The sequence below is a fragment of the Georgenia sp. SYP-B2076 genome, from assembly GCF_003991205.1.
Classification (GTDB): Bacteria; Actinomycetota; Actinomycetes; order Actinomycetales; family Actinomycetaceae; genus Georgenia.
This window is the reverse complement of record NZ_RXOZ01000011.1, coordinates 584,132-602,607: the sequence shown is the minus strand read 5'-3', so window position 1 is coordinate 602,607 and position 18,476 is coordinate 584,132. Positions and strand designations below refer to the sequence as shown.

18 protein-coding genes, 4 tRNA genes and 1 pseudogene are annotated in these 18,476 nt (G+C 71.0%); 9 read left to right on the top strand and 14 right to left on the bottom strand.

The annotated features are described in order from the left end of the window. The first annotated feature begins 20 nt into the window (after window positions 1-20). The gene (locus tag EJK16_RS07585) at window positions 21-638 is read left to right on the top strand and encodes a YgjV family protein (protein WP_127127843.1); all 618 of its coding nucleotides are present in this window, start codon (window positions 21-23) and stop codon (window positions 636-638) included. Window positions 639-696: 58 nt separating this feature from the next. Continuing rightward, entirely contained in the window at window positions 697-1,395 is a 699-nt protein-coding gene (locus EJK16_RS07580) for an acetoacetate decarboxylase family protein (protein WP_205739633.1), read from the top strand. Between the two features lie 29 nt (window positions 1,396-1,424). Here EJK16_RS07580 and EJK16_RS07575 read toward each other — a convergent pair whose 3' ends face one another. Further along, complete coding sequence (locus EJK16_RS07575; protein WP_127127841.1) at window positions 1,425-1,847, bottom strand: cupredoxin family copper-binding protein; 423 nt, start codon at window positions 1,845-1,847, stop codon at window positions 1,425-1,427. 103 nt (window positions 1,848-1,950) lie between these two features. Then, on the bottom strand, window positions 1,951-2,433 hold the full coding sequence (locus tag EJK16_RS07570; protein ID WP_127127839.1) for a MarR family winged helix-turn-helix transcriptional regulator: 483 nt from the start codon (window positions 2,431-2,433) through the stop codon (window positions 1,951-1,953). Window positions 2,434-2,544: 111 nt separating this feature from the next. Between EJK16_RS07570 and EJK16_RS07565 the strand changes: the two genes are divergently transcribed. From EJK16_RS07565 to EJK16_RS07560, 3 genes are all read left to right on the top strand, one after another. After that, the gene (locus EJK16_RS07565; protein ID WP_127127837.1) at window positions 2,545-3,486 is read left to right on the top strand and encodes an aldo/keto reductase; all 942 of its coding nucleotides are present in this window, start codon (window positions 2,545-2,547) and stop codon (window positions 3,484-3,486) included. A gap of 80 nt (window positions 3,487-3,566) precedes the next feature. Then, window positions 3,567-3,791: an NAD-dependent epimerase/dehydratase family protein gene (locus EJK16_RS20105; protein WP_240645838.1), complete on the top strand. Its 225-nt coding sequence runs from the start codon at window positions 3,567-3,569 to the stop codon at window positions 3,789-3,791. 70 nt (window positions 3,792-3,861) lie between these two features. Further along, entirely contained in the window at window positions 3,862-4,665 is an 804-nt protein-coding gene (locus EJK16_RS07560; protein WP_240645837.1) for an NAD-dependent dehydratase, read from the top strand. 55 nt (window positions 4,666-4,720) lie between these two features. Here EJK16_RS07560 and EJK16_RS07555 read toward each other — a convergent pair whose 3' ends face one another. The 5 genes from EJK16_RS07555 to EJK16_RS07535 all read right to left on the bottom strand — a co-directional run bounded on the left by EJK16_RS07555 (window position 4,721) and on the right by EJK16_RS07535 (window position 7,320). After that, window positions 4,721-5,566, bottom strand: coding sequence for a VOC family protein (locus tag EJK16_RS07555; protein ID WP_127127835.1), 846 nt, complete (start codon window positions 5,564-5,566; stop codon window positions 4,721-4,723). Window positions 5,567-5,964: 398 nt separating this feature from the next. Further along, window positions 5,965-6,885 (bottom strand): HAD family hydrolase, encoded by a 921-nt coding sequence (locus EJK16_RS07550; RefSeq protein WP_127127833.1) that lies wholly within the window; start codon window positions 6,883-6,885, stop codon window positions 5,965-5,967. A 160-nt stretch (window positions 6,886-7,045) separates the two neighbouring features. Next, window positions 7,046-7,120: transfer RNA gene (locus EJK16_RS07545), tRNA-Val, on the bottom strand. Window positions 7,121-7,139: 19 nt separating this feature from the next. Continuing rightward, window positions 7,140-7,210 (bottom strand) — tRNA-Cys (locus EJK16_RS07540). A 37-nt stretch (window positions 7,211-7,247) separates the two neighbouring features. Continuing rightward, window positions 7,248-7,320: transfer RNA gene (locus EJK16_RS07535), tRNA-Gly, on the bottom strand. A 118-nt stretch (window positions 7,321-7,438) separates the two neighbouring features. Here EJK16_RS07535 and EJK16_RS07530 point away from each other — a divergent pair. The 4 genes from EJK16_RS07530 to EJK16_RS20605 all read left to right on the top strand — a co-directional run bounded on the left by EJK16_RS07530 (window position 7,439) and on the right by EJK16_RS20605 (window position 9,902). After that, window positions 7,439-8,284 (top strand): aminotransferase class IV, encoded by an 846-nt coding sequence (locus EJK16_RS07530; protein ID WP_205739632.1) that lies wholly within the window; start codon window positions 7,439-7,441, stop codon window positions 8,282-8,284. Between the two features lie 163 nt (window positions 8,285-8,447). Then, window positions 8,448-8,522: transfer RNA gene (locus tag EJK16_RS07525), tRNA-Val, on the top strand. A 240-nt stretch (window positions 8,523-8,762) separates the two neighbouring features. After that, a complete protein-coding gene (locus tag EJK16_RS07520; protein WP_127127831.1) occupies window positions 8,763-9,323 on the top strand; it encodes a hypothetical protein in 561 nt (186 codons plus the stop codon). 18 nt (window positions 9,324-9,341) lie between these two features. After that, window positions 9,342-9,902 (top strand): hypothetical protein, encoded by a 561-nt coding sequence (locus EJK16_RS20605; RefSeq protein WP_127128061.1) that lies wholly within the window; start codon window positions 9,342-9,344, stop codon window positions 9,900-9,902. A gap of 1,404 nt (window positions 9,903-11,306) precedes the next feature. Here EJK16_RS20605 and EJK16_RS20415 read toward each other — a convergent pair. The 7 genes and pseudogenes from EJK16_RS20415 to EJK16_RS19495 all read right to left on the bottom strand — a co-directional run bounded on the left by EJK16_RS20415 (window position 11,307) and on the right by EJK16_RS19495 (window position 18,434). Beyond that, the gene (locus tag EJK16_RS20415) at window positions 11,307-11,612 is read right to left on the bottom strand and encodes a PDDEXK nuclease domain-containing protein (protein ID WP_127127828.1); all 306 of its coding nucleotides are present in this window, start codon (window positions 11,610-11,612) and stop codon (window positions 11,307-11,309) included. Window positions 11,613-11,757: 145 nt separating this feature from the next. Further along, window positions 11,758-12,249, bottom strand: a pseudogene (locus tag EJK16_RS20410) (DUF1016 N-terminal domain-containing protein); the annotation flags it as partial. A 209-nt stretch (window positions 12,250-12,458) separates the two neighbouring features. Continuing rightward, window positions 12,459-14,447, bottom strand: coding sequence for an APC family permease (locus tag EJK16_RS07495; RefSeq protein ID WP_127127826.1), 1,989 nt, complete (start codon window positions 14,445-14,447; stop codon window positions 12,459-12,461). A gap of 135 nt (window positions 14,448-14,582) precedes the next feature. Continuing rightward, a complete protein-coding gene (locus EJK16_RS07490) occupies window positions 14,583-15,881 on the bottom strand; it encodes a glycoside hydrolase family 15 protein (RefSeq protein WP_370275978.1) in 1,299 nt (432 codons plus the stop codon). A 36-nt stretch (window positions 15,882-15,917) separates the two neighbouring features. Beyond that, a complete protein-coding gene (locus tag EJK16_RS20600; protein ID WP_370275977.1) occupies window positions 15,918-16,148 on the bottom strand; it encodes a trehalase-like domain-containing protein in 231 nt (76 codons plus the stop codon). A 701-nt stretch (window positions 16,149-16,849) separates the two neighbouring features. Continuing rightward, window positions 16,850-18,025 carry an esterase family protein gene (locus tag EJK16_RS07485; protein WP_164737224.1) on the bottom strand — a complete coding sequence of 392 codons (1,176 nt, stop codon included), beginning with the start codon at window positions 18,023-18,025 and terminating at the stop codon, window positions 16,850-16,852. After that, on the bottom strand, window positions 18,012-18,434 hold the full coding sequence (locus EJK16_RS19495; RefSeq protein WP_164737223.1) for a hypothetical protein: 423 nt from the start codon (window positions 18,432-18,434) through the stop codon (window positions 18,012-18,014). The genes EJK16_RS07485 and EJK16_RS19495 overlap by 14 nt, the downstream gene beginning before the upstream one ends. Window positions 18,435-18,476 lie beyond the last annotated feature (42 nt).

Sequence of the window (18,476 nt, the reverse complement as noted above, 5' to 3'; positions counted from 1 at the left end):
TGACGAAGGAGCGCGGCGCGATGCCTTGGCTGGAGATCGTCGGATGGGTCGGCTCCGCGATCGTCGTGTGGTCGATGATGCAGCAGCGCATCCTTCGCCTGAGGCTCATCAACCTGGTCGGCTGCGTCATCCAGATCGTCTACAACGGGCTCCTGGAGGTCTGGCCCGTGGCGGCGCTCAACCTGGTGCTCGCCGTCATCCAGGTCGTCAACCTCTACCGGCTGCTGGGGACGCGGCACTCCGACCGGGCGTACGAGGTGCTTCGCGTGGACCCGGACGGTGAGTACCTGCGTCACCTGCTGAGCCTGCACCGCGCGGACGTCCTGCGGTTCACGCCCACCTTCGCCGGCCCTCCCCCCGGGGGAGAGGCGTACCTGATCGTTCGCGGCGAGGAGACGGTCGGTTACGTGCTCCTCCACGACGCCGGGGACGGCGTGGCGCAGGTCGACCTCGACTACGTCACCGAGAAGTACCGCGACTTCACGCCCGGGGAGTTCGTCTTCCACGCCTCGGACGCGCTGCGCGAGCGCGGCTACCGCAAGGTGCTCACGACACCGGGGATGCGCGAGCCCTACTACGCCAAGATCGGGTTCGCGCCCGCGGGGGACCGGTTCGAGCTCGACCTGGCGCGGGCCTGACGTGCGGCGGCGCGCCGACGGCGGAGCGCCCGCGCCGGTCGTCCGTGACCTGGCGGGCGTGCCGGGCACCGCGGAGACACGCCTCCGCGCGGACGAGCTCGCGGGCCTGGCGACGGACGTCCCGGGCGCCCCGTGGACGTGCCGCGTCGACGCGCTCCTGTGGTGGCGCGTCGCGGGACGTCCGGTACGTGCCGCGGCGCGCGCGGCACTTCCCCCGGCGGTGCGGGCGAGCGCGGCGCCGCTGGTCCGGGTCGGCGCGCTGGTCCGGTACCACCACAGCCCGGTCGGCCCGTACTCGGAGGTGCTCGGCGCCGTCGGCCTGCTCGGCCGCGCCGGCCCCGCCCTGCACGTGCCGTTCATCGCGGTGGACTCCGCGGCGAGCCTGGTCGCGGGCCGGCGCAGCTGGGCGCTGCCGAAGGTGCTGGGCGTGTTCGACGGCGACGCCCGGGGCGGGGCGGTCAGGGCCGCCGGCCGGGGGTGGGGCGTGACAGCCGTCCCCCACACCTCCCGGGTGGCCGCCCCCGGGGCGGGCGCCCTCCGCCTGCTCCAGCAGGGTCCAGACGCGCGCCTGCTCGGGGCGTTCGTGCTCGGGCGCGGCCGCGTCGCCGCCGCGCGGGTCGACGTCGCCGTGACCGGGGACGGGCTGACCGGTTGGTTCCCCGCCGGGCGCTGCTGGGGTGCCGTCGTGAGCGGCGGGCTGCTGCGCCTGCGCCCGCCGTCGGCGCCTGCGCCCACGCGCGGGGCCGCGTCTGCGTGACCGGTGCGCCGGACCGGTCCGCGGTGGCGCTACCTCACGACGACGGTCGCCCGCATGCCCGGGTGGATGGTGCAGTGGTAGGCGACGGTGCCGGATGCGGCGAACGTGTGCTGGAACGTGGCGCCGGGCGCGATCCGGCCGCTGTCGAAGGACCCGTCGTCCGCGGTGACCGTGTGCGCGGTCCGGTCCTGGTTGGTCCAGGTCACGGTGGTGCCCGCGGCCACCGTCAGCGGGCTGGGCGCGAACGCGAAGTCCTTGATCTGCACCGCCGCGGCGGCCATCCGCTCACCGGCAGCCGGGACCGCCACCACGGGGGACGCCGCGGCGGCGGGGACGGACGCCGACGGCGGGGCGCCGTAGGCCGTCACCACCGATGCGAGCACCAGGGCGAGCAGCGTGGCGGCCCGGGAAGGGATCCGGCGCGGGGGCGGTCGGCCCTGAGGATCGCGCATGCGTGGGCACCCCTTTCGCGGACGGGCGTCACCGGCACGGCGGATTTTAGTCCCGCCACCCGCCGGCCGGAAGGCGGCGGGCGTGTGGACCGACGCCCGAGGCTCACCCCCGCTGCGGGCGGGGCGGCGCCACCGCCGCGGCGATGTGCGCGGCGGCGTCGCCGAGTGCCGCGGCCTGCTCGGCACCGAGCGTGTCGAACACGTAGCGCCGCACGGCCTCGACGTGCCCCGGCGCGACGGCGACCACCTTCTCCCAGCCGGTGTCGGTCAAGTGGCCGAGCGTGTAGCGGCCGTCGGCGGGATCGGGGGAGCGGGTCACCCAGCCCGACGTCTCCATCCGGCTGATCACGCGCGAGAGGTGGGACAGCGTCATGTTGGTGGCGGCGGCCAGGTCGCTGAGCCGCAACGTGCGGTCGGGCGCCTCCGACATCTGCGAGAGCGCGTTGTACTCGGCCAGGCTCATCCCCGCGTCCGCGCGGAGCTGGACGTCCAGCCGTACCGGCAGCCAGGTCATCAGGGTCCAGACGGAGCGCCAGGTCCGGTCCTCGTCCGGATCGAGCCAGCGGGCCTCGCGCGTCGTCGCCATGGGCTCATCCTAGGCCATCGTTTGACGCGGCAAGTGATCATCGGTAGATTACTTTCCGCGGCAAGTCATCGACCGAGGGCTCGCCGCGCATCCACGCCTGAAGGAGCTCCTGTGACCCGCATCCCCCGCACCGAGATCGACATCTTCGCCCTGAACCTGGGCGGCAACACCTTCGGCTGGACCTCGGACCGTGAGCAGTCCTTCGCCGTGCTCGACGCCTTCGTCGAGGCCGGCGGCGACTTCATCGACACCGCCGACTCGTACGCCATGTGGGCGGAGGGCAGCGAGGGCGGCGACTCCGAGACGATCCTGGGCGAGTGGATTGCCGAGCGCGGGAACCGCGACCAGATCGTCCTCGCCACCAAGGTGGGCGGCAAGCCGTCGCGCCAGGGCCTGGCGGCCGAGAACGCCGACGCCGCGCTGGACGAGTCGCTCAAGCGTCTGCAGACCGACCACGTCGACCTCTACTACGCGCACTACGACGACGAGAACGTCTCCATCGAGGAGCAGGTCCGCGTCGCCGACGGCCTCGTGACCTCCGGCCGCGTCCGCCACATCGCCCTGTCCAACTTCACCCCGGAGCGCATGCGCGAGTGGTTCGAGGTCGCGACCCGCGAGCGCCTGACCCTCCCCGTCGCCATCCAGCCGCAGTACAACCTCATCCATCGCAAGGACTACGAGCAGGGCTACAAGCCGATCGCGGAGGAGTTCGACGTCGCGGTCTTCCCCTACTTCGCGCTCGCCTCCGGCGTCCTGACCGGCAAGTACCGCACCCGGGCCGACTTCGAGGGCAAGGCCCGCGCCCTCTTCGCCGCCGACCTGCTGACTGACGACGCCCTGCAGGTGGTCGACGCCCTGGTCGCGATCGCCGAGGCCCGCGCCGTCGAGCCGACCACCGTGGCCCTGGCGTGGCTGCTGGCTAAGGGCGTCACCGCCCCGATCGCCTCCGTCAGCTCGGCCGAGCAGCTGCCGGCCCTGATGGCCGCGCCGCCGCTCGAGCTCACCGCGGACGAGGTCGCGGCGCTCGACGACGCGTCGCAGCCCTTCGCCTGAGCCACGCCCGTCGGACGGACGAGGCGGCCGCCGGTCCGGCGGCGCCTCGTCGCGCACACCCGAGTGAACGGAGCTCACCCATGGCCGCAGTCCCCGGACTGGACCTCACGCCCATGCCCCGGAACGGCGGCACCGTCCTCGTCGCCGGCGACGCCGGCCTCATCGGCAGCTACGCCGCCCGGCAGTACGCCGAGCTCGGCTGGACGGTCCACGGCGTCAGCCGTCGCGACCTGCCCGAGGCCCCGTGGCAAGCACCACGGCATCGACCTGCTCGACGCGGCCGCCGCGACGCGGGGGCTGAGTGACCTCGGCGCCGTCACCCGCCTCGTCTTCGCCGCGTACATCGAGAGGCCCACCGACGCCGCGCTCATCGAGGTGAACGACGCCCTGCTGCGGAACACGCTCGACGCCCTCCGTGCCGCCGGCGCCCCCCTCGAGCACGTCACCCTGTACCAGGGCGGCAAGGCCTACGGCCACCACCTCGGCTTCTTCAACACGCCGGCGAAGGAGTCCGACCCGCGCCTGATCGCCCCGCACTTCTACTACACCCAGGAGGACCTGCTCCGCCGCGCCGCGGAGGAGCGCGGCTTCGCGTTCACGGCGCTGCGGCCCGAGGGCGTCACCGGCTACGCGACCGGTAACCCCATGAACCTGCTCCTGGTCATCGGCGTCTACGCCGCGATCAGCAAGGAGCTGGGCCTGCCGCTGCGCTTCCCGGGCACCCGCGCCGCCTACGACGTCCTGTACCAGACGACCGACGCCGAGCTCCTGGCGCGCGCGACCGTCTGGGCGGGCTCCGCCGCCGCCGCGTCGAACCAGGTCTTCAACGTCACCAACGGCGACCAGTTCCGCTGGTCGCAGCTGTTCCCGCGGTTCGCCGAGCACTTCGGCATGGCGTACGCGCCGCCGCAGCAGATGTCCTTGGCCGAGGCCATGCCCGCCCGGGCCGGCATCTGGCAGCGCCTGGTGGAGCGGCACGACCTGGCCCGCACCCCCTTCGACGAGCTCGTCGGGTGGGGCGTCGGCGACTTCCTGTTCCACCACGAGGCCGACAACATCACCTCGACCGTGAAGATCCGGCAGGCGGGCTTCGCCGACGCGCTCGACACCGAGACGCGCCTGCTGCAGCTCTTCGACCGGCTGGTCGACCAGAACGTCCTGCCCCCCTTCGGCGGCTGATCCGCCGCCGGCGCTCTCCGGTACGCGGGCGCCGGTAGGGAGGCGGCGACGCGGCTCAGCGCGACGGCGGGGTGAACTGGCTGGCGGTGAACTCCGCGCCCTGCGGGTCGCGGAGCAGCGCGGTGCGCGTCCACTCGGTCTCCGCCGCGTCGAGGACGTGCCCGCCGAGGCGTTCCGCGTCGGCGGCCGTCCGGTCCCTGTCGGCCACCGCGAAGGAGACGTGCCAGTGTGGCGTCTCGCCGGGAGCGATGGGGGCGAGCCAGCCGATGGCGTCCTCGAAGCCGGGGGGAGTGCTCACGGCGGACTGCCGGGCCCTGATGTCCGGGTCGGAGGTCGCCTCGAGGTGGTCCCCGTAGCCCGGTCGCCGGATCATCCTGCCGAAGCCGACGTCCTCGATGCTCCAGCCGAACGCCTCCGCGTAGAACGCCGTCGCGGCCTCGGGGTCGCCCGTGTGGAGATCGCTGAAGTTCCACGCGCCCGGCTCGTTGACGGCCTGGGCGCCGAGCCGCCTGCGCGGCTGCCAGAGGCGCAGCTCGACCCCCTCAGGGTCGGCCAGGACCGCGCCCCGGCCGCCCTCACCGGCGTCAGCCGGCGCCGACCGGACGGTGGCGCCGAGCGCGACCAGCCGCCGCGCCCAGTCGTCCGCGTCGTCGACGGCGACGTAGGTGTTCCACGTCGCCGTGCCGTCGCGGGGCCCCGCGACCGCGCCGACGTCCCGCCCGCCGAGCCTGGCGATGACGTAGCGCACGGGGGCGCCGGGCGCGGCGGCGTTCTCGAACGTCCAGCCGAAGAGGCCACCGTAGAACCGGCAGGCCGCCTCGACATCCGGCTGCTCGGTGTCGACCCAGCAGGTGACTCCCGGCGGGTAGGTGCGGGGCACGAGCCGTCCCTGAATCGACATGCCAGAACCCTAACGACACGAGGCCGGTTCCAGATTCGTGAGCGTGCGGCCGGCCCAATCAGTTCGGGGTGGGGGGTTGTGCCCAGGCAGTGAAGGCGGCCTGTGCGGATCCGACGTGGTCGACGCCATGTGGCTCCCGTCACACCATGGGCACTCTGGCACCCGGGACCCCGCCTTCTGCCTTCACAGCCCCGTTTGAGGTACGGCCTGCTCAGGGCGCAAGACGGGCCGTCCGGATCTTTCCGGACGGCCCTTCCGTCTTGCTGGTGGGCGATACTGGGACCGACCCAGTGACCTCTTCCGTGTCAGTCTCCGGAGACGCGTTCGTCGAGGTCCTCCAACGTGGGTCTCTGCAGGTGAACATGGTCCGCTCATCGGATGGCCTCCCGTCCGTGCATCTACGGGCGCAGGCGGCCGGCGTCGCGTGCGAGAACGGCCTCGAGGACCTGCGCGACGCCGTCGAGCTCGGCCGGGGGAGCGATCTGGTCGGCCGCCGCGAGGGCGTCGGGATGGCCGCCCGACATGGCGTAACCGGTCCCGGCCCAGCGGAGCATCTCGATGTCGTTGGGCATGTCGCCGAAGGCGATGACGGTCCTCGGATCGATCTCCAGGAAGGCGGCGAGCTCGGTCAGCCCGGTCGCCTTGGTCGTACCGAGCGGGCTCATCTCGAGCAGCGCGGTGCCGATGCTGGAGTGCGTGGCGGTGACGAGGTCGCCGAGGTGCCGCCGGCCGGCCGTGAGCAGCGCGTCCGGCGTGGAGCCGGGGCTGATGGCGACGAGCTTGATGACGGGTTCGTCGTCGAGCAGGTCCGGGAGGTGCCGGGTGCTCGCACGGGGCATGCGCATGAGCTCCTGCGGCTCGCTGCCCTCGGCCGGGCGCGCGCCGCGCATGTCCTCGTAGCCGTCCTCCACGCGGAAGCTCTCCGGGGTCTCGACGGCGAAGATCACGTCGGGCACGGCGGACCTGAGTCGCTCGGCAACCTCGAGGATGGTCTCCGCGGCGATGGAGCGGACCGAGACGACGGAGTCCGTGGCGAGGTCGAGCGTGATCGCGCCGTTGGCGCAGATGGCGTACCCGGCATGGCTCGTGGCCTCCACGACGGGCTCGAGCCACCGTGGCGGCCGGCCGGTCACGAAGACGACGCGGAGGCCCGCCTCGTCCGCCGACCGGAGGGCGTGGATGGTGCGGGGGGACATCGGTCGGCCGTGGGGGACCACGGTGCCGTCGAGGTCGGTCGCGACCATGCGGATCCCGTGAGGGGTGGCGAACCCGCGCGGGGCCTGGGCATCGGCGGCGGTGGAGGGGAACTGTTGGGTCAAGGGGGCTACGGTTCGCTCTCTGTCTGGTCGGGGAGATCGAGCCTGCCTGACGGGCTCTGCCAAGGCAACCGGTCCGACGGACGCGCCGGGGTGCGCCCCGGCACAGTCACCATCGACGCAGAAGGCCGCCCGGGTCTCTCCGGACGGCCTTCTGTCTTGCTGGTGGGCGATACTGGGATCGAACCAGTGACCTCTTCCGTGTCAGGGAAGCGCGCTACCGCTGCGCCAATCGCCCATTGCCTTGCATGAATCGGAGGTGGCGACGGGATTCGAACCCGTGTGTACGGCTTTGCAGGCCGCTGCCTCGCCTCTCGGCCACGCCACCCTGAGGCTGGTTGCCACCCGGGTGGTGGTCCCCTCCGAGCGGATGACGGGACTCGAACCCGCGACCCTCACCTTGGCAAGGTGATGCTCTACCAACTGAGCCACATCCGCATGCTCCCCGGCGGGCGTTCCCGCTCTCCGTGGTGCTCCAGAACAATAACCAGTGCGTCGACGAAAGTTCAAACCGCGGGGGTGGTTTTGGGGCGTGACCCGTGCCACAGTGCCCTCCATGGCCCAGGAAAACCGCGTGATCGTGTGGTTCGACGGCGCCCTGCGTGATCCGGAGACCCCGCTGGTGCGCGTAACGGACCACGGCCTGACCGTCGGTGACGGCGTGTTCGAGGCGTGCGAGCTGCTCCGCGGGGTGCCCTTCGCGCTGACCCGGCACATCGACCGCCTGGAGCGCTCCGCCCGGGGGCTGGGCCTGCCGGTGCCGGACCGTGACGTGGTCCGCGGTGCGGTGACCGAGGTCGCGGCCGCGTGGGGGACCGAGCTCGCCCGCATCCGCATCCTGTGGACCGCCGGGCCGGGGCCGCTCGGCTCGGACGCGGCGTGGGGGCCCGGGACGCTCGTGGTCGCCGCGGGTCCGACCGGGACGCCGGGGGCGGTGCGCGTGGCGGTGGTGCCGTGGGTGCGCAACGAGCGCTCGCCCATCGCCGGCCTGAAGACCATCTCCTACGCGGAGAACGTGCGGGCGCTGGCCTGGGCGCACGAGCGCGGGGCGGACGAGGCGATCTTCGCCAACACCCGCGGCGAGCTGTGCGAGGGCACGGGCACCAACGTCTTCGTCGAGCGCGACGGCGCGCTCCTGACCCCGCCGCTCAGCTCCGGGTGCCTCGCCGGGGTCACGCGCGCCGTCGTGCTCGAGTGGGCGCGGGAGGAGGGCATCGACGTGCACGAGGAGGTCATGGACATCGCCGAGCTGACCGGGGCGGAGCATGCCGCGCTGACCTCCTCGACCCGGGGCATGGTCCCCGTGGTCGCCGTCGACGGGCGCGACCTCACCCCCGGGCCGCTGACCCAGCGGGTCGCGGAGGTGTACGCGCGCCGGCACGTGCTCACCCCCGACCCCTGACGCGGGAAGTCGGACCCCGAGAACACCGGCGGCGGCCCCGAAATCGGGGTGTGGCCTTCCTCTCACTCCCGGATGGGGGTCTCGGTTTCACGATTGGGCGCTGCGTTCGCTACGATCACATCTCGCAACGGCAAGCGCGCACCACGGTGAGCGCCCCGGACGCGGGCGATTGGCTCAGTGGTAGAGCGCCTCGTTCACACCGAGGAGGTCACTGGTTCGAACCCAGTATCGCCCACCATCACGATGGGGCCTCTGACCGGCGAAAGCTCAGGTCAGAAGCCCTTTCTGTGCCCGCCCCAGGTGGACACGAGAGGACCCGAATGGCCTCGGTGGGGCTCTGCTAGCCCCACCACAGCCCCACGGACTGGTGATCGACGAACGCCTAGTCCGTGGGAGGCGAGATCCAGATGGCAGGCAGCCGGCGAGGATTCGGGCAGACCGAGCGCCGCAAGAACGCGAGGACCGGCAAGACGGCCGGGTGGCGTGCGCGCTACCTCGGCCGGATCTGGGCCGGTATCACCGGACCCTCACGACCAAGATCGACGCCGAGGCGGGGTTGTACTCCGAGGAGGCGCTGATCGCGCGGGGGGAGTGGCTCCCGCCCGAGCAACGGGTGGCGCGCATCACGGTGACCCTCAACGAGTACGTTGCGGCCAACATGGGAGTCCGGAAGCTCGCCCCGCGCACCCGCGAGGAGTACGAGACCTACGTGAAGAGGTTTCTCACACACGACGAGCTCGGCAGGAAGTCGCTGCGGGCGATCTCCTCGCGCGACGTCACCTCCTTGTACGCCAGGCTGCAGCAGCAGACCGGCAAGACGATGACCGCGCGCGTGTACGGCTTCGTGTCCTCCGTCTTCAACGCGGCGGTGCGCGACCGTCTCGTCCACCACCACCCGTGCACGATCCGTGGTGCCTCCGAGGCGCCGCGCAGGTCGAAGAAGACCATCGCCACACCGGAGCAGATCGCCGAGGCGCTGCTGCACCTCGACGAGCGGTACCGGGCCATGATTCTGCTGGCGGCCTGGTCCGGGCTGTGATCCGAGGAGTTCCGCAACCTGCGTCGCCCCAACATCGACCTCGTCGGCCGCAGGGTCGTCGTCGAGTCGCAGATCCAGAACCTGCGCGGCCAGGGCAAGGTCGTGCGCGGGGTCAAGACCGAGGCCGGTGCGCGAATCGTGCACCTGCCCGCTTCGGTGACGAGGGTCCTCCAGACACACATGGGCGCGTTCTCCCAGGCCGGTGCCGACGGGCTGGTCTTTCCCTCCCGCGTGGGCACGCCGATCTCTCAGTCGGTGCTCTACAAGGTGTGGGACGAGGCGAGACGGGCGATAGGCCGGCCGGACCTGCGCATCCACGGCCTGCGCGACCGCGGCGACCCAGGCCGCACGGACCGGGGCGACGATCGCGGAGCCGCAGGCACGCCTGGGGCACACCACCCCGCACGCGGCCATGAGGTACCAGGCAGCGGTAGCGGCGCGGGAGGCTCACATGGCCGACGCGCCGGACGACTTCAGCTTAGTGCCGGTCGACCTGACGGCACCGAAGAGGAAGCCGCCCGACCCGATGCCAGCAACAACCCCATATCGAAAGCCACCAACGGCAAGCGGTCCACGTGAGAGCAACTCTGGACAGCACGTAAGCCCCACAGGTTCGAGGGCGTAAGGCCCACGGCGTCAGACGCCTCGGCCCACCGGGGCCGCTGGTGAAATGGCGTTGCGACCTGCACCGATGTCGGCCCCATGGTTGGGTGGGGCCCGCCGGCGTGAATCCGTAGCCCCACAGGGCCACCCGCAACGACCAGTGTCGCCCAGCGTCGGGAGAGCTTGTCTCAGGCGACGGTGCGCGTCGTGGTGATGGTCGTGATCGGGCGTCGGGCGACCTCGTCGAGGTCGACCCGGACCAGCCGATGCGATAGCCGGTGAGGGTGCCGTCGGCGATCCGCCGGCGCAGCGTCTTGGGGTGGACGCCGATGTGTTCGGCGGCGACTGCCAGCGAGACGAGGTTGGCCGGAAGCGCAGTGCTTCGTACCGTCGTCGTCCTTGAGGACCGCATTGTGCTCATCTCCAGTCTCTATCAGGAATCTCAGTTACGGCCGGTTTCCCGGCCCGCTGGGCCCGAGGAAGGTCGCCCGTGGCGCGCAGGCGGGGCGTCCGAACCGGCGGGACATTCTCGGGTGTCGGCGAGGGGCACCGTTCGATACCGGTCTGCCCGTGGGTTCGGCGGTGGTGCGGTCGCGGGATCGACGAGGTCGTCGGTCGGCCGCGCTGGCGGGTGAGGTCGGCGACGGACGGCGCTCGCCCACGACGACTCCTGACCAACCCACAGCGCGCCCGGCGGTTCGTCCGAGTGCCCCTCAATGACGTTGTAGATGTCACACAACCCGGCTCGGCGTGCGTCCACAACCCGTCGCAAAACTGGTTCGCGTCGTGCCCCGGTTCTGCGACCGTTTCTGAGACGAGCGGCGGCGACTTACTGGCGTGCAGGGACTGGCAACGGGTACCGCCACGTCCGACGATCTGCATCCCGTTCGGCTGTGTCGTTCCACTCAATGGTGATTGTTGTATCGGATGTTGCTAGAACAATCGCGGCCAGGAAGGTCAGCGCCTCACCGGGTTGGAGACGAGGGCCGCCTGAGGTGACGTCAGGACCAACCAGCGAGTTGTGTCCGCTTATCGTCACGTTGTAAGCCGTTGCATCGCCCACATTTTCTAGAAGAAACGTGTCACCCCTGTGGAAGGTGAGGGACCATCGGACTCCGATCTGGACCGGCACTGCCGAAGAGACCCCTTCGCGGGCGATAGCTTCCAGAGCGTCAACCATCCGTTGGGTGTAGGACTCGCTGAGGCGGGCAGCGGCTTCTGAGCGCTCTGCCTGCTTCTCAGCGATCCGCCGGTCATGCCGTAGCGCCCACCACGTGGTTATGAACGACGCGATGACGCCCAGTCCAGTGATTACCGCTGCGATTGCTTGCCAGTCCACGGCGTCATCTTCTCTTACGATTTGCCGCCGAGGGCAATTCTTCATGGGCCCTTACCTTCGGCTGCGGTGCCTTCGTCGGTGAGATAAGTAAGTGCAGCACCAGCCGCAGCGGCAAGTTCAACGTCAGTGGGAACGGCCTCCCGGGCCGCGGCGGGGAGGGGGGCGTAGGTGTAGTCGGCGACCGCGAGGGGTTGGTTGGTGCCGGCGAGGGCGTAGCGCACGACGTTGTCGTTGCGTCCTGCGCACAGCAGGATCCCGATGGTGGGGGAGTGGCGGTCGGGGTTGCGGAGGTTGGCGTCGACCCAGCTGACGTAGAAGCCGAGGTGCTCGTGGGTGAAGCGGTCCATCTTGAGCTCGACGACGACGAAGCGGACTGGGCCCAGTTGAAGAAGAGCCGGTCGATCTAGGAGTCGTCACCGTCGACTTCGAAGTGGTACGGGCGCCGACGAAGGCGAAGCCGTGGCCGAGCTCGAGGAGGAAGTCTTGGAGCCGGTTCATGAGCGCGGTTTCGAGGTCGCGCTCAGCGACGGGGCCGGTTAGGTCGAGGAAGTCCAGGACGTAGGGGTCGCGGGTGAGCTGCTGGGCGAGCTCGGAGTCGGCGGCGGGCAGGTGGGCGGGGAAGTTGGACGGGGCGGCGCCGCCCCTGGTGTGAAGCCGCCTCATGATCTGGTTGAGCAGGACGTTGCGCGACCAGCCGTCCTCTACGGCCGCGGCGGCGTACCAGTCCCGCTCACCCTGGTCCTCGAGCTTGTCGAGCAGGACCGTGACATGGGCCCAGGGCAGTTGGCCAACAGCCTGTTGGCCAACTGCCTCCTCCGGCCACGTGGCGGCCATCTGACGCATGTACTTCAGGTTGCTCCGGGACAGGCCACGCATGGTCGAGAAGGCCGCCCTCAGGTCCACCGCGAGCCGGCCGATGACCCGGGTATCCCATCCCTCAGCCTCCTGACGGTTCAGGATCGTGTGGCCGATGCGCCAGTACATCTGCAGCAACTCGGCCGCAGCGGGCATAGCTGGAGCGGGTTGGCGGGGTGGCCCCGCCGGCGGCACCGTCCTGGGCGTCGGGGCGGTTGACCGTCAGGTAGTGCTGGTTCATCGCTATCTCCGGAGGATGACGATCCTTGTGCGGACGCTGCTGCGTCCGGTGATCGGTCAGGTTGCCCATCGCTGTGCCAGGCGCCCGGCGCCCCCGGTTACAATCGGGACGGCGGCTGCGGGCTCGTGTGGCGGGCCGCATGCAGGATCAGCGTGTCGCGGTCCCCGGTGTCGGGGCGGTGAACGCGGGCGATAGCCGAGCGCAGCTGATAGGGCACCGAGGTGACCACGACGGCGGGTTGGAACAGCAAGCGGCTCTTGATCCGCAGCGCGCTGTGGTTGTGCAGGGGCTGTTCCCACCACCGGCCGGCGACGCGCTGCGGGATCACCACGGTGATCACGTCGCGGGGGCTGCTGCGGGGGTAGGTCCTGACGTAATCGACGACCGGTCGGGTGATCTCGCGGTAGGGGGAGTACAGGACGACCAGCGGGACGTCGACGTGGTGGTCCGCCCAGGCGCGTTTGAGCTCCTCGGTCTCGTCCTGCTCGATCTGGACGGTGACCGCCTCGAGGCTGGCGGGGTAGATGGCCCTGGCGTAGGCCACCGCCTGCGCAGTCGGCTGGTTCAGCCCGGACACCAGCACGAGGGCGTGGTTGCTCGCCGGGCGCGTGGGCTCGTCGTGCAGCGCGGTCTCCTGGCGCACCTTCTCGTAGTACCGGCCGATGTGGCGCATGAGCAGGAACAGTGCAGGCATGGCGACGCACACGATCCAGGCGCCGTGGCTGAATTTGGTCACCACGACAATGACCAGGACGAGGGCCGTGGTGACGGCGCCGAGGGCGTTGATCACCTGGCCCCGCCGGATGCGCTGCCGTTGCCGGTCGGTGGCGCGCGCCAGGTCCCGTTGCCAGCGTCGGACCATCCCGGCCTGGGCCAGGGTGAAGGACACGAAGACGCCGAGGATGTAGAGCTGGATCAGCCGGGAGACGTTGGCGTCGAAGACGACGACCAGGAGGCCGGCGGCCAGCGCCAGCACGATGATCCCGTTGCTGAAGACCAGCCGGTCCCCGCGATGGTGCAGCTGGCGCGGCAGGTAGCCGTCGCGGGCGAGGAGAGAGGTCAGGACGGGGAACCCGTTGAAGGCGGTGTTGGCGGCGAGCACGAGGATGCCGGCCGTGGCCGCTTGGATGAATGCGAAGATCGGCCCAGGGCCGAACACGGCCTCGGCGATCTGGGCGAGAGCGGTCGGCTCCACGTAGCCGGCGGGTGCGCCCAGGAGTCGTCCCGGTTCGTCGGCCATCTGCACATGGGTGAGCAGGGCCAGCAGGGTGATGCCGCCGAACATGGTGGCCGAGAGGACGCCCATCACGGCGAGGGTGGTGGCCGCGTTGCGCGACTTTGGCGGCCGGAAGGCCGGGATGCCGTTGCTGACCGCCTCGACGCCGGTCAGGGCGGTGCACCCGGAGGCGAACGCGCGCAGCACGAGCACCACCAGGAGCAGTCTTGCGAGGTGATGCGCCGGCTGTAGGTGGAAGTTTGCGCTGACAGCGTGCAGGTGCTGCCCGGTCATCACCCGCCAGGCCGCGACAGCGAACATCAGGAAGATGCCGGCGATGAACGCGTAGGTGGGAGCGGCGAAGCCGCGACCGGACTCCTTCAGCCCGCGAAGGTTCACGAGCATCAACAGCAGCACGAACCCGAGGGAGAGGGCGACCGCGTGGCGGTTGAGTGCTGCGGCGTACGAGGTGATCGCGTCCACGCCGGCCACTACCGACACCGCCACGGTCAGCACGTAGTCGACCAGGAGCGCGGCGGCGGCGACCAGGCTGGCCCGCTCCCCGAGGGTGTCGCGGCTGACGACGTACGCCCCGCCCCCGCTGGGGTAGGTAAAGCAGATCTGCCGGTACGAAGCGACGACGATGCCCAGGAGCATCAGGATCGCCAGGCCCACACCCCGGGTCAGGTGCAGCAGCATCGGTCCGCCAAGTGCCAGCACGAGCAGGATCTCCTGGGTCGCGTACGCCACCGAGGAGATCGGGTCGCTGCAGAAGACGGGCAGCGCCAACCTCTTGGTGAGCAGCTGCTGACCGAGGCTTCCGGTCCGCAGCGGCTGACCTACCAGCAGCCGTTTGGCCTCAATGGTCATGGGATCAACTTCGCAGACGACGCATGAGAGACCCATGAGAGACGGGCCGGGCCTGATGCTGGCGCCGGTACCCGGCCGGGTACCCGTCGCCAGGGTCGTTCACCGGCTGGAGCTCGCGGGAGAGGTGGGCGGCGCTCATTGGTTGGTCGCTGTGGCGGGAGCGGTGCTGGGCGAGCTGGAGTTCACTAACCACGAGGGGGAAGTGGCTCCGGGCCTGCGGAGCGTTCCCGAGCTGGCGACCCGTCCCGGGTCCCATTCCTCGCTGAGCAGCCCGACGTCGTTGCGCAGGGAGAGCAGCCGCTCGAGCAGCGCGATCGCGTCGTGTTCCCGCCTGGCATAGTGCTGGGCGTCGACCAGCCAGAAGGAGCACGCGAGGAAGACTCCTTCGCCCGCGGGCAGCCCGTCGTCAATGGCATCGGTGCGGTATCGCAGCACGAACCCGTCCTGGGTCAGCTCACGCTGGATCGCGTCGATGGTGCCGAGCACGCGACAGTCCGTGCCGGGCAGGAAGCCCACGCGGGGGATCAGAAGGAGGCGGGCGTCCAGCTCGCTGCCGCCGTACGACTGGACGAACGTGCCCCGTTCGTCGTTGTAGCCGTGGCGCAGGACGTTGGAGTGGATGTCGTCGCGAAGCTGTTGCCAGCGTCGCATGGGGCCGGGGAGCCTGCTGTCGCGCGCGGCGCGGGCCATGCGGTCGGCGGCGACCCAGGTCATGACCTTGGAGTGGGTCAAGTGGCGCCGCGGCCCGCGCAGCTCCCACAGGCCGTTGTCGGGGTCCCGCCAGTGACTTTCCAGGTGGTCCATCAGCGCCACCTGCAGGTCCCAGGCGTCGTCATTGGCTCTCATGTTGGCCTGACGGGCCAGGTGAAGCCCGTCAAGAACCTCACCCCACACGTCCAGCTGGAGCTGGCCGGCTGCGGCGTTGCCGGTGCGGACGGGGGTGGAGCTCTCATAGCTGGCCAACCACGGCAGGGGCACCTCCGGCAGGCGGCGTGTCCCGTCGAGGCCGTACATGATCTGCAAGGTGCCGGGATCGCCGGCCACGGCGCGGAGTAGCCACTCGCGCCAGGACGTCGCCTCCTCGACGTAGCCGGCCCAGAAGTCGACGGTGTCGCGCAGTGCCTGCTCGGGGTCGAGGGGGTCGGGCGTGGGCAGGTGGCTCGGTGCCCAGGTCAGGACGAACGGGACGGTCTGGCCCGAGTGAACGACGAACTCGCAGACGGTTCGGTCACCGTGCTGTCGCAGCGGCGCCGGGGTGCGCAGCCATGCCGCGTCCGGACCCGCCACCGCCTCGATCGCGCCGCCCACCTTGCGCGCCCACGGGACGACGTGGCCGTAATCGAAGCGCAGACGCAGTTCTCCGAACATCTGGACGGTGCCGCGAAGGCCCTGCACGAGGCGCACGACGTGGGGCGTGGCCCCCCGGGGTGGCATGAAGTCGACGACCCGGACGCTTCCCGCCGGGGTGTCTCACTCGGTTTCCATGACCAGGGTGTCGCCGCGGTAGCGCCGTCGGCTGCAAGGCCCGCCATCTGCGGGGGTAAGCAGCCACCGGCCCGCCTTAGCGGTGTCGAGCAGCGCCGCGAAGCAGGCTCCGGATTCGAACCGGGGCACGCACATCCAGTCGATCGAGCCCTCCCGGCTGACCAGGGCTGCCGTGTGCAGGTCGCCCAGGAGGACGTAGTCCTCAATCCTCGACATGGTCCTTCGCTCCAGGCGGCGAGCTTCTCTGACGGAACCAGCGTGCGACGCGGCGGATGAGAGGTCCGTGAGGGCGAGGGATGTCCGCGGCCTTATGCGGTCCGGATGGTGGTGCGTTCTCGGGGCGGATGGCGTCAGGCGTCGGCCCAGACGGTGCGCCTCCACCAAGGCCGCGAGCAGGACCAGGAGCGCGACGATCATCGCCGCCAGCCCTAGGCTCCGCTCGGCCCGGTGCAGAGCGGCGCGCGCGAGATACCCGACACCCGCAACTCCGGCGCCCCACAGGGCCGCTCCGAAGGCGATGTAGACGACGAAGCGCCGGTAGGGAGGCCACTGGCGCCGGCCACACAGGGGACCAGGGTGCGCATCAGCGCTGCCAAGCGGCCAATCAGCACCGCCAGCGCGCCGACAGAGTCGGCGGCGACCATGTGCCGCCCGTGCGCGCTCCGGGGCGCGAGCAACCATCTTCGACCCCAGCCGGGCGTCGGGGCGAACGGCTTGGGCCGCCCGAACGATTTGGTGGCTACCGCGACGCAGGTGCGAGGCGCGTTTCGCCAGGTCCTCGACCGAGTGGTCGTCCAGGACGCCATCCGATAACACCCCCGCCGACGAGACCACCACGCCCGGCTAGTGCTTCGGCTCATGAGCGGTACCGCGCCCAGGCGCCCGACCGCCCGGGCGGGGCTGGGTCTTGACCGCACTCATGCCGGGGTGTCGGGGAGGTGGGGGAAGGCGAAGGCGAGTCCGTACGGCAGGCCGGTGGCGGCCTCGATCCAGGTGTGGTGCTGGCCGGGTTCGATGCGCAGTTCGACCTGCTGCCCGCGGGCGGCGAGCTGGGCCGCCAGGGCGCGAACGTTGGTCACGTCGTGGCCGGTGGCCCCGCCGACGTCGAGGAAGACGCTGACCGGCTCGGGGAAGGCCATGGTGGGGATGTAGTGACGGGGCGAGTTGGCCAGGTACTGAGCGACGTCGCCGCCGAGGAGGCGGCGCAGGTTGCCGGGCCCGGGGTCGCCGTAGGGCTCGAAGGCGAGGATGGTCGCGTACAGGTCGAGGTGGTGCAGCCCGACGTTGAGCGCGGCGAAGCCGCCCGAAGACATCCCGCCGATGACGCGGTGGGCCCGGTCGGGGACGGTGCGGTAGTGCGCGTCGACGTACGGGACGACCACGCGGGTGTAATAGGTCTCGACCTGGGGGCCGCCGACGACGTTAAGGCTCTCGGTGTCCCCGGTGAGCCCGGCGGCGGTGTTCATCGCCACCACGATCGCGGGCGGCATGGCGTGGGCGCGCACCAGAGAGTCGACCACCAGGTCTGCCCGGCCGGCGCGGAACCAGTCGGCCGGCGTGCCGGGCGAGCCGGGGATGAGGTAGATGACAGGGTAGCGGCGGGCCGGCGAGTGCGTGTAGCCGGGCGGGGTGTAGACGTACGTGGTGCCGTCGGTGATGCCGAGGCGGGGGGCGGTGATGCGGATGGCGGACACCTGGCCCGCGTCCACGGTCCGTGCCGGCCCGCTTACCCCCGCGGCGGCGACGGTGGAGAGCCCCGCGGCCTGGGCCAGCGAGCCGGGTGTGGGGAGGTAGCCGGCGTAGGCGTTGACGTAGGCGGCGGTGGCCAGCGCGACCATGCCGACGACGGAGGTCGTCCGGGCGGTGATGCGGCCTCGGCCCATGCGGGCCACCCCGCCCGCGCGGCGCACGCGGCGCAGGAGCAGCAACGTCAGCACCGCGGCAATGACGGCGAGAACCGTGCCGACGAGAGGCGAGGTGAGCGGGCCCTGCTGGTGGGACAGGTGCACCAGCAGGTCCTGGGGGGCGGCAGAGCTCCGTACGGCTCCAGTGAGCAGCTCGGCGGTCCGGGCACCCGGGTCATTGGTAGGCATTGGACTTCCAATCGGGAACTCGGCTGTGGAAGGTCTCGGTCGACGAGAGACCGGTGTCGACGAGAGGCCAGGAATGGACCATCGAGGCGTGCCCGGCGTCTCGGGTGTGCTTCGCCGCGGCGGCGTCGACGACGTCGGGCTCGCCGTTGATCGACCAGGAGCACCGAGGGGCGAGGCACCAGGCCGCGGCCACGAGCTCGACGCCGCCCACGACTGACCACGCCGGCGGGAGCAGACCGAGCGAGGGTGGGTCGGCGGAGTCGCCGGCGGACTTGTTGCAGTTGCCTTGCTCGCCCCGGCAGGTGGCGGGGTCCTCGCGCGGCTCGGGGAAGTCGCGCCAGGACGTGGTGTCCCCGAGGGTGAAGGAGTCGGGCGTCGCGCCGGGCGGGACGTCGTAGTCGATCGGCATGCGCACGTCCTGCGGCGCGGTTTCGCCTGCGTGCTGCCACAC

Bases quoted from the DNA above. Each gene is read 5' to 3' on its own strand.
- EJK16_RS20105 (WP_240645838.1), top strand. From the start codon at position 3,567: ATGGCCGCAGTCCCCGGACTGGACCTCACGCCCATGCCCCGGAACGGC.
- EJK16_RS07570 (WP_127127839.1), bottom strand. From the start codon at position 2,433: ATGGCGACGACGCGCGAGGCCCGCTGGCTCGATCCGGACGAGGACCGG.
- EJK16_RS19495 (WP_164737223.1), bottom strand. From the start codon at position 18,434: ATGCCGATCGACTACGACGTCCCGCCCGGCGCGACGCCCGACTCCTTC.
- EJK16_RS07575 (WP_127127841.1), bottom strand. From the start codon at position 1,847: ATGCGCGATCCTCAGGGCCGACCGCCCCCGCGCCGGATCCCTTCCCGG.
- EJK16_RS20415 (WP_127127828.1), bottom strand. From the start codon at position 11,612: ATGGACCGCTTCACCCACGAGCACCTCGGCTTCTACGTCAGCTGGGTC.
- EJK16_RS07490 (WP_370275978.1), bottom strand. From the start codon at position 15,881: ATGCCACCCCGGGGGGCCACGCCCCACGTCGTGCGCCTCGTGCAGGGC.
- EJK16_RS07530 (WP_205739632.1), top strand. From the start codon at position 7,439: ATGGCCCAGGAAAACCGCGTGATCGTGTGGTTCGACGGCGCCCTGCGT.
- EJK16_RS07485 (WP_164737224.1), bottom strand. From the start codon at position 18,025: ATGCCTACCAATGACCCGGGTGCCCGGACCGCCGAGCTGCTCACTGGA.
- EJK16_RS07585 (WP_127127843.1), top strand. From the start codon at position 21: ATGCCTTGGCTGGAGATCGTCGGATGGGTCGGCTCCGCGATCGTCGTG.
- EJK16_RS07555 (WP_127127835.1), bottom strand. From the start codon at position 5,566: ATGTCGATTCAGGGACGGCTCGTGCCCCGCACCTACCCGCCGGGAGTC.
- EJK16_RS07495 (WP_127127826.1), bottom strand. From the start codon at position 14,447: ATGACCATTGAGGCCAAACGGCTGCTGGTAGGTCAGCCGCTGCGGACC.
- EJK16_RS20600 (WP_370275977.1), bottom strand. From the start codon at position 16,148: ATGTCGAGGATTGAGGACTACGTCCTCCTGGGCGACCTGCACACGGCA.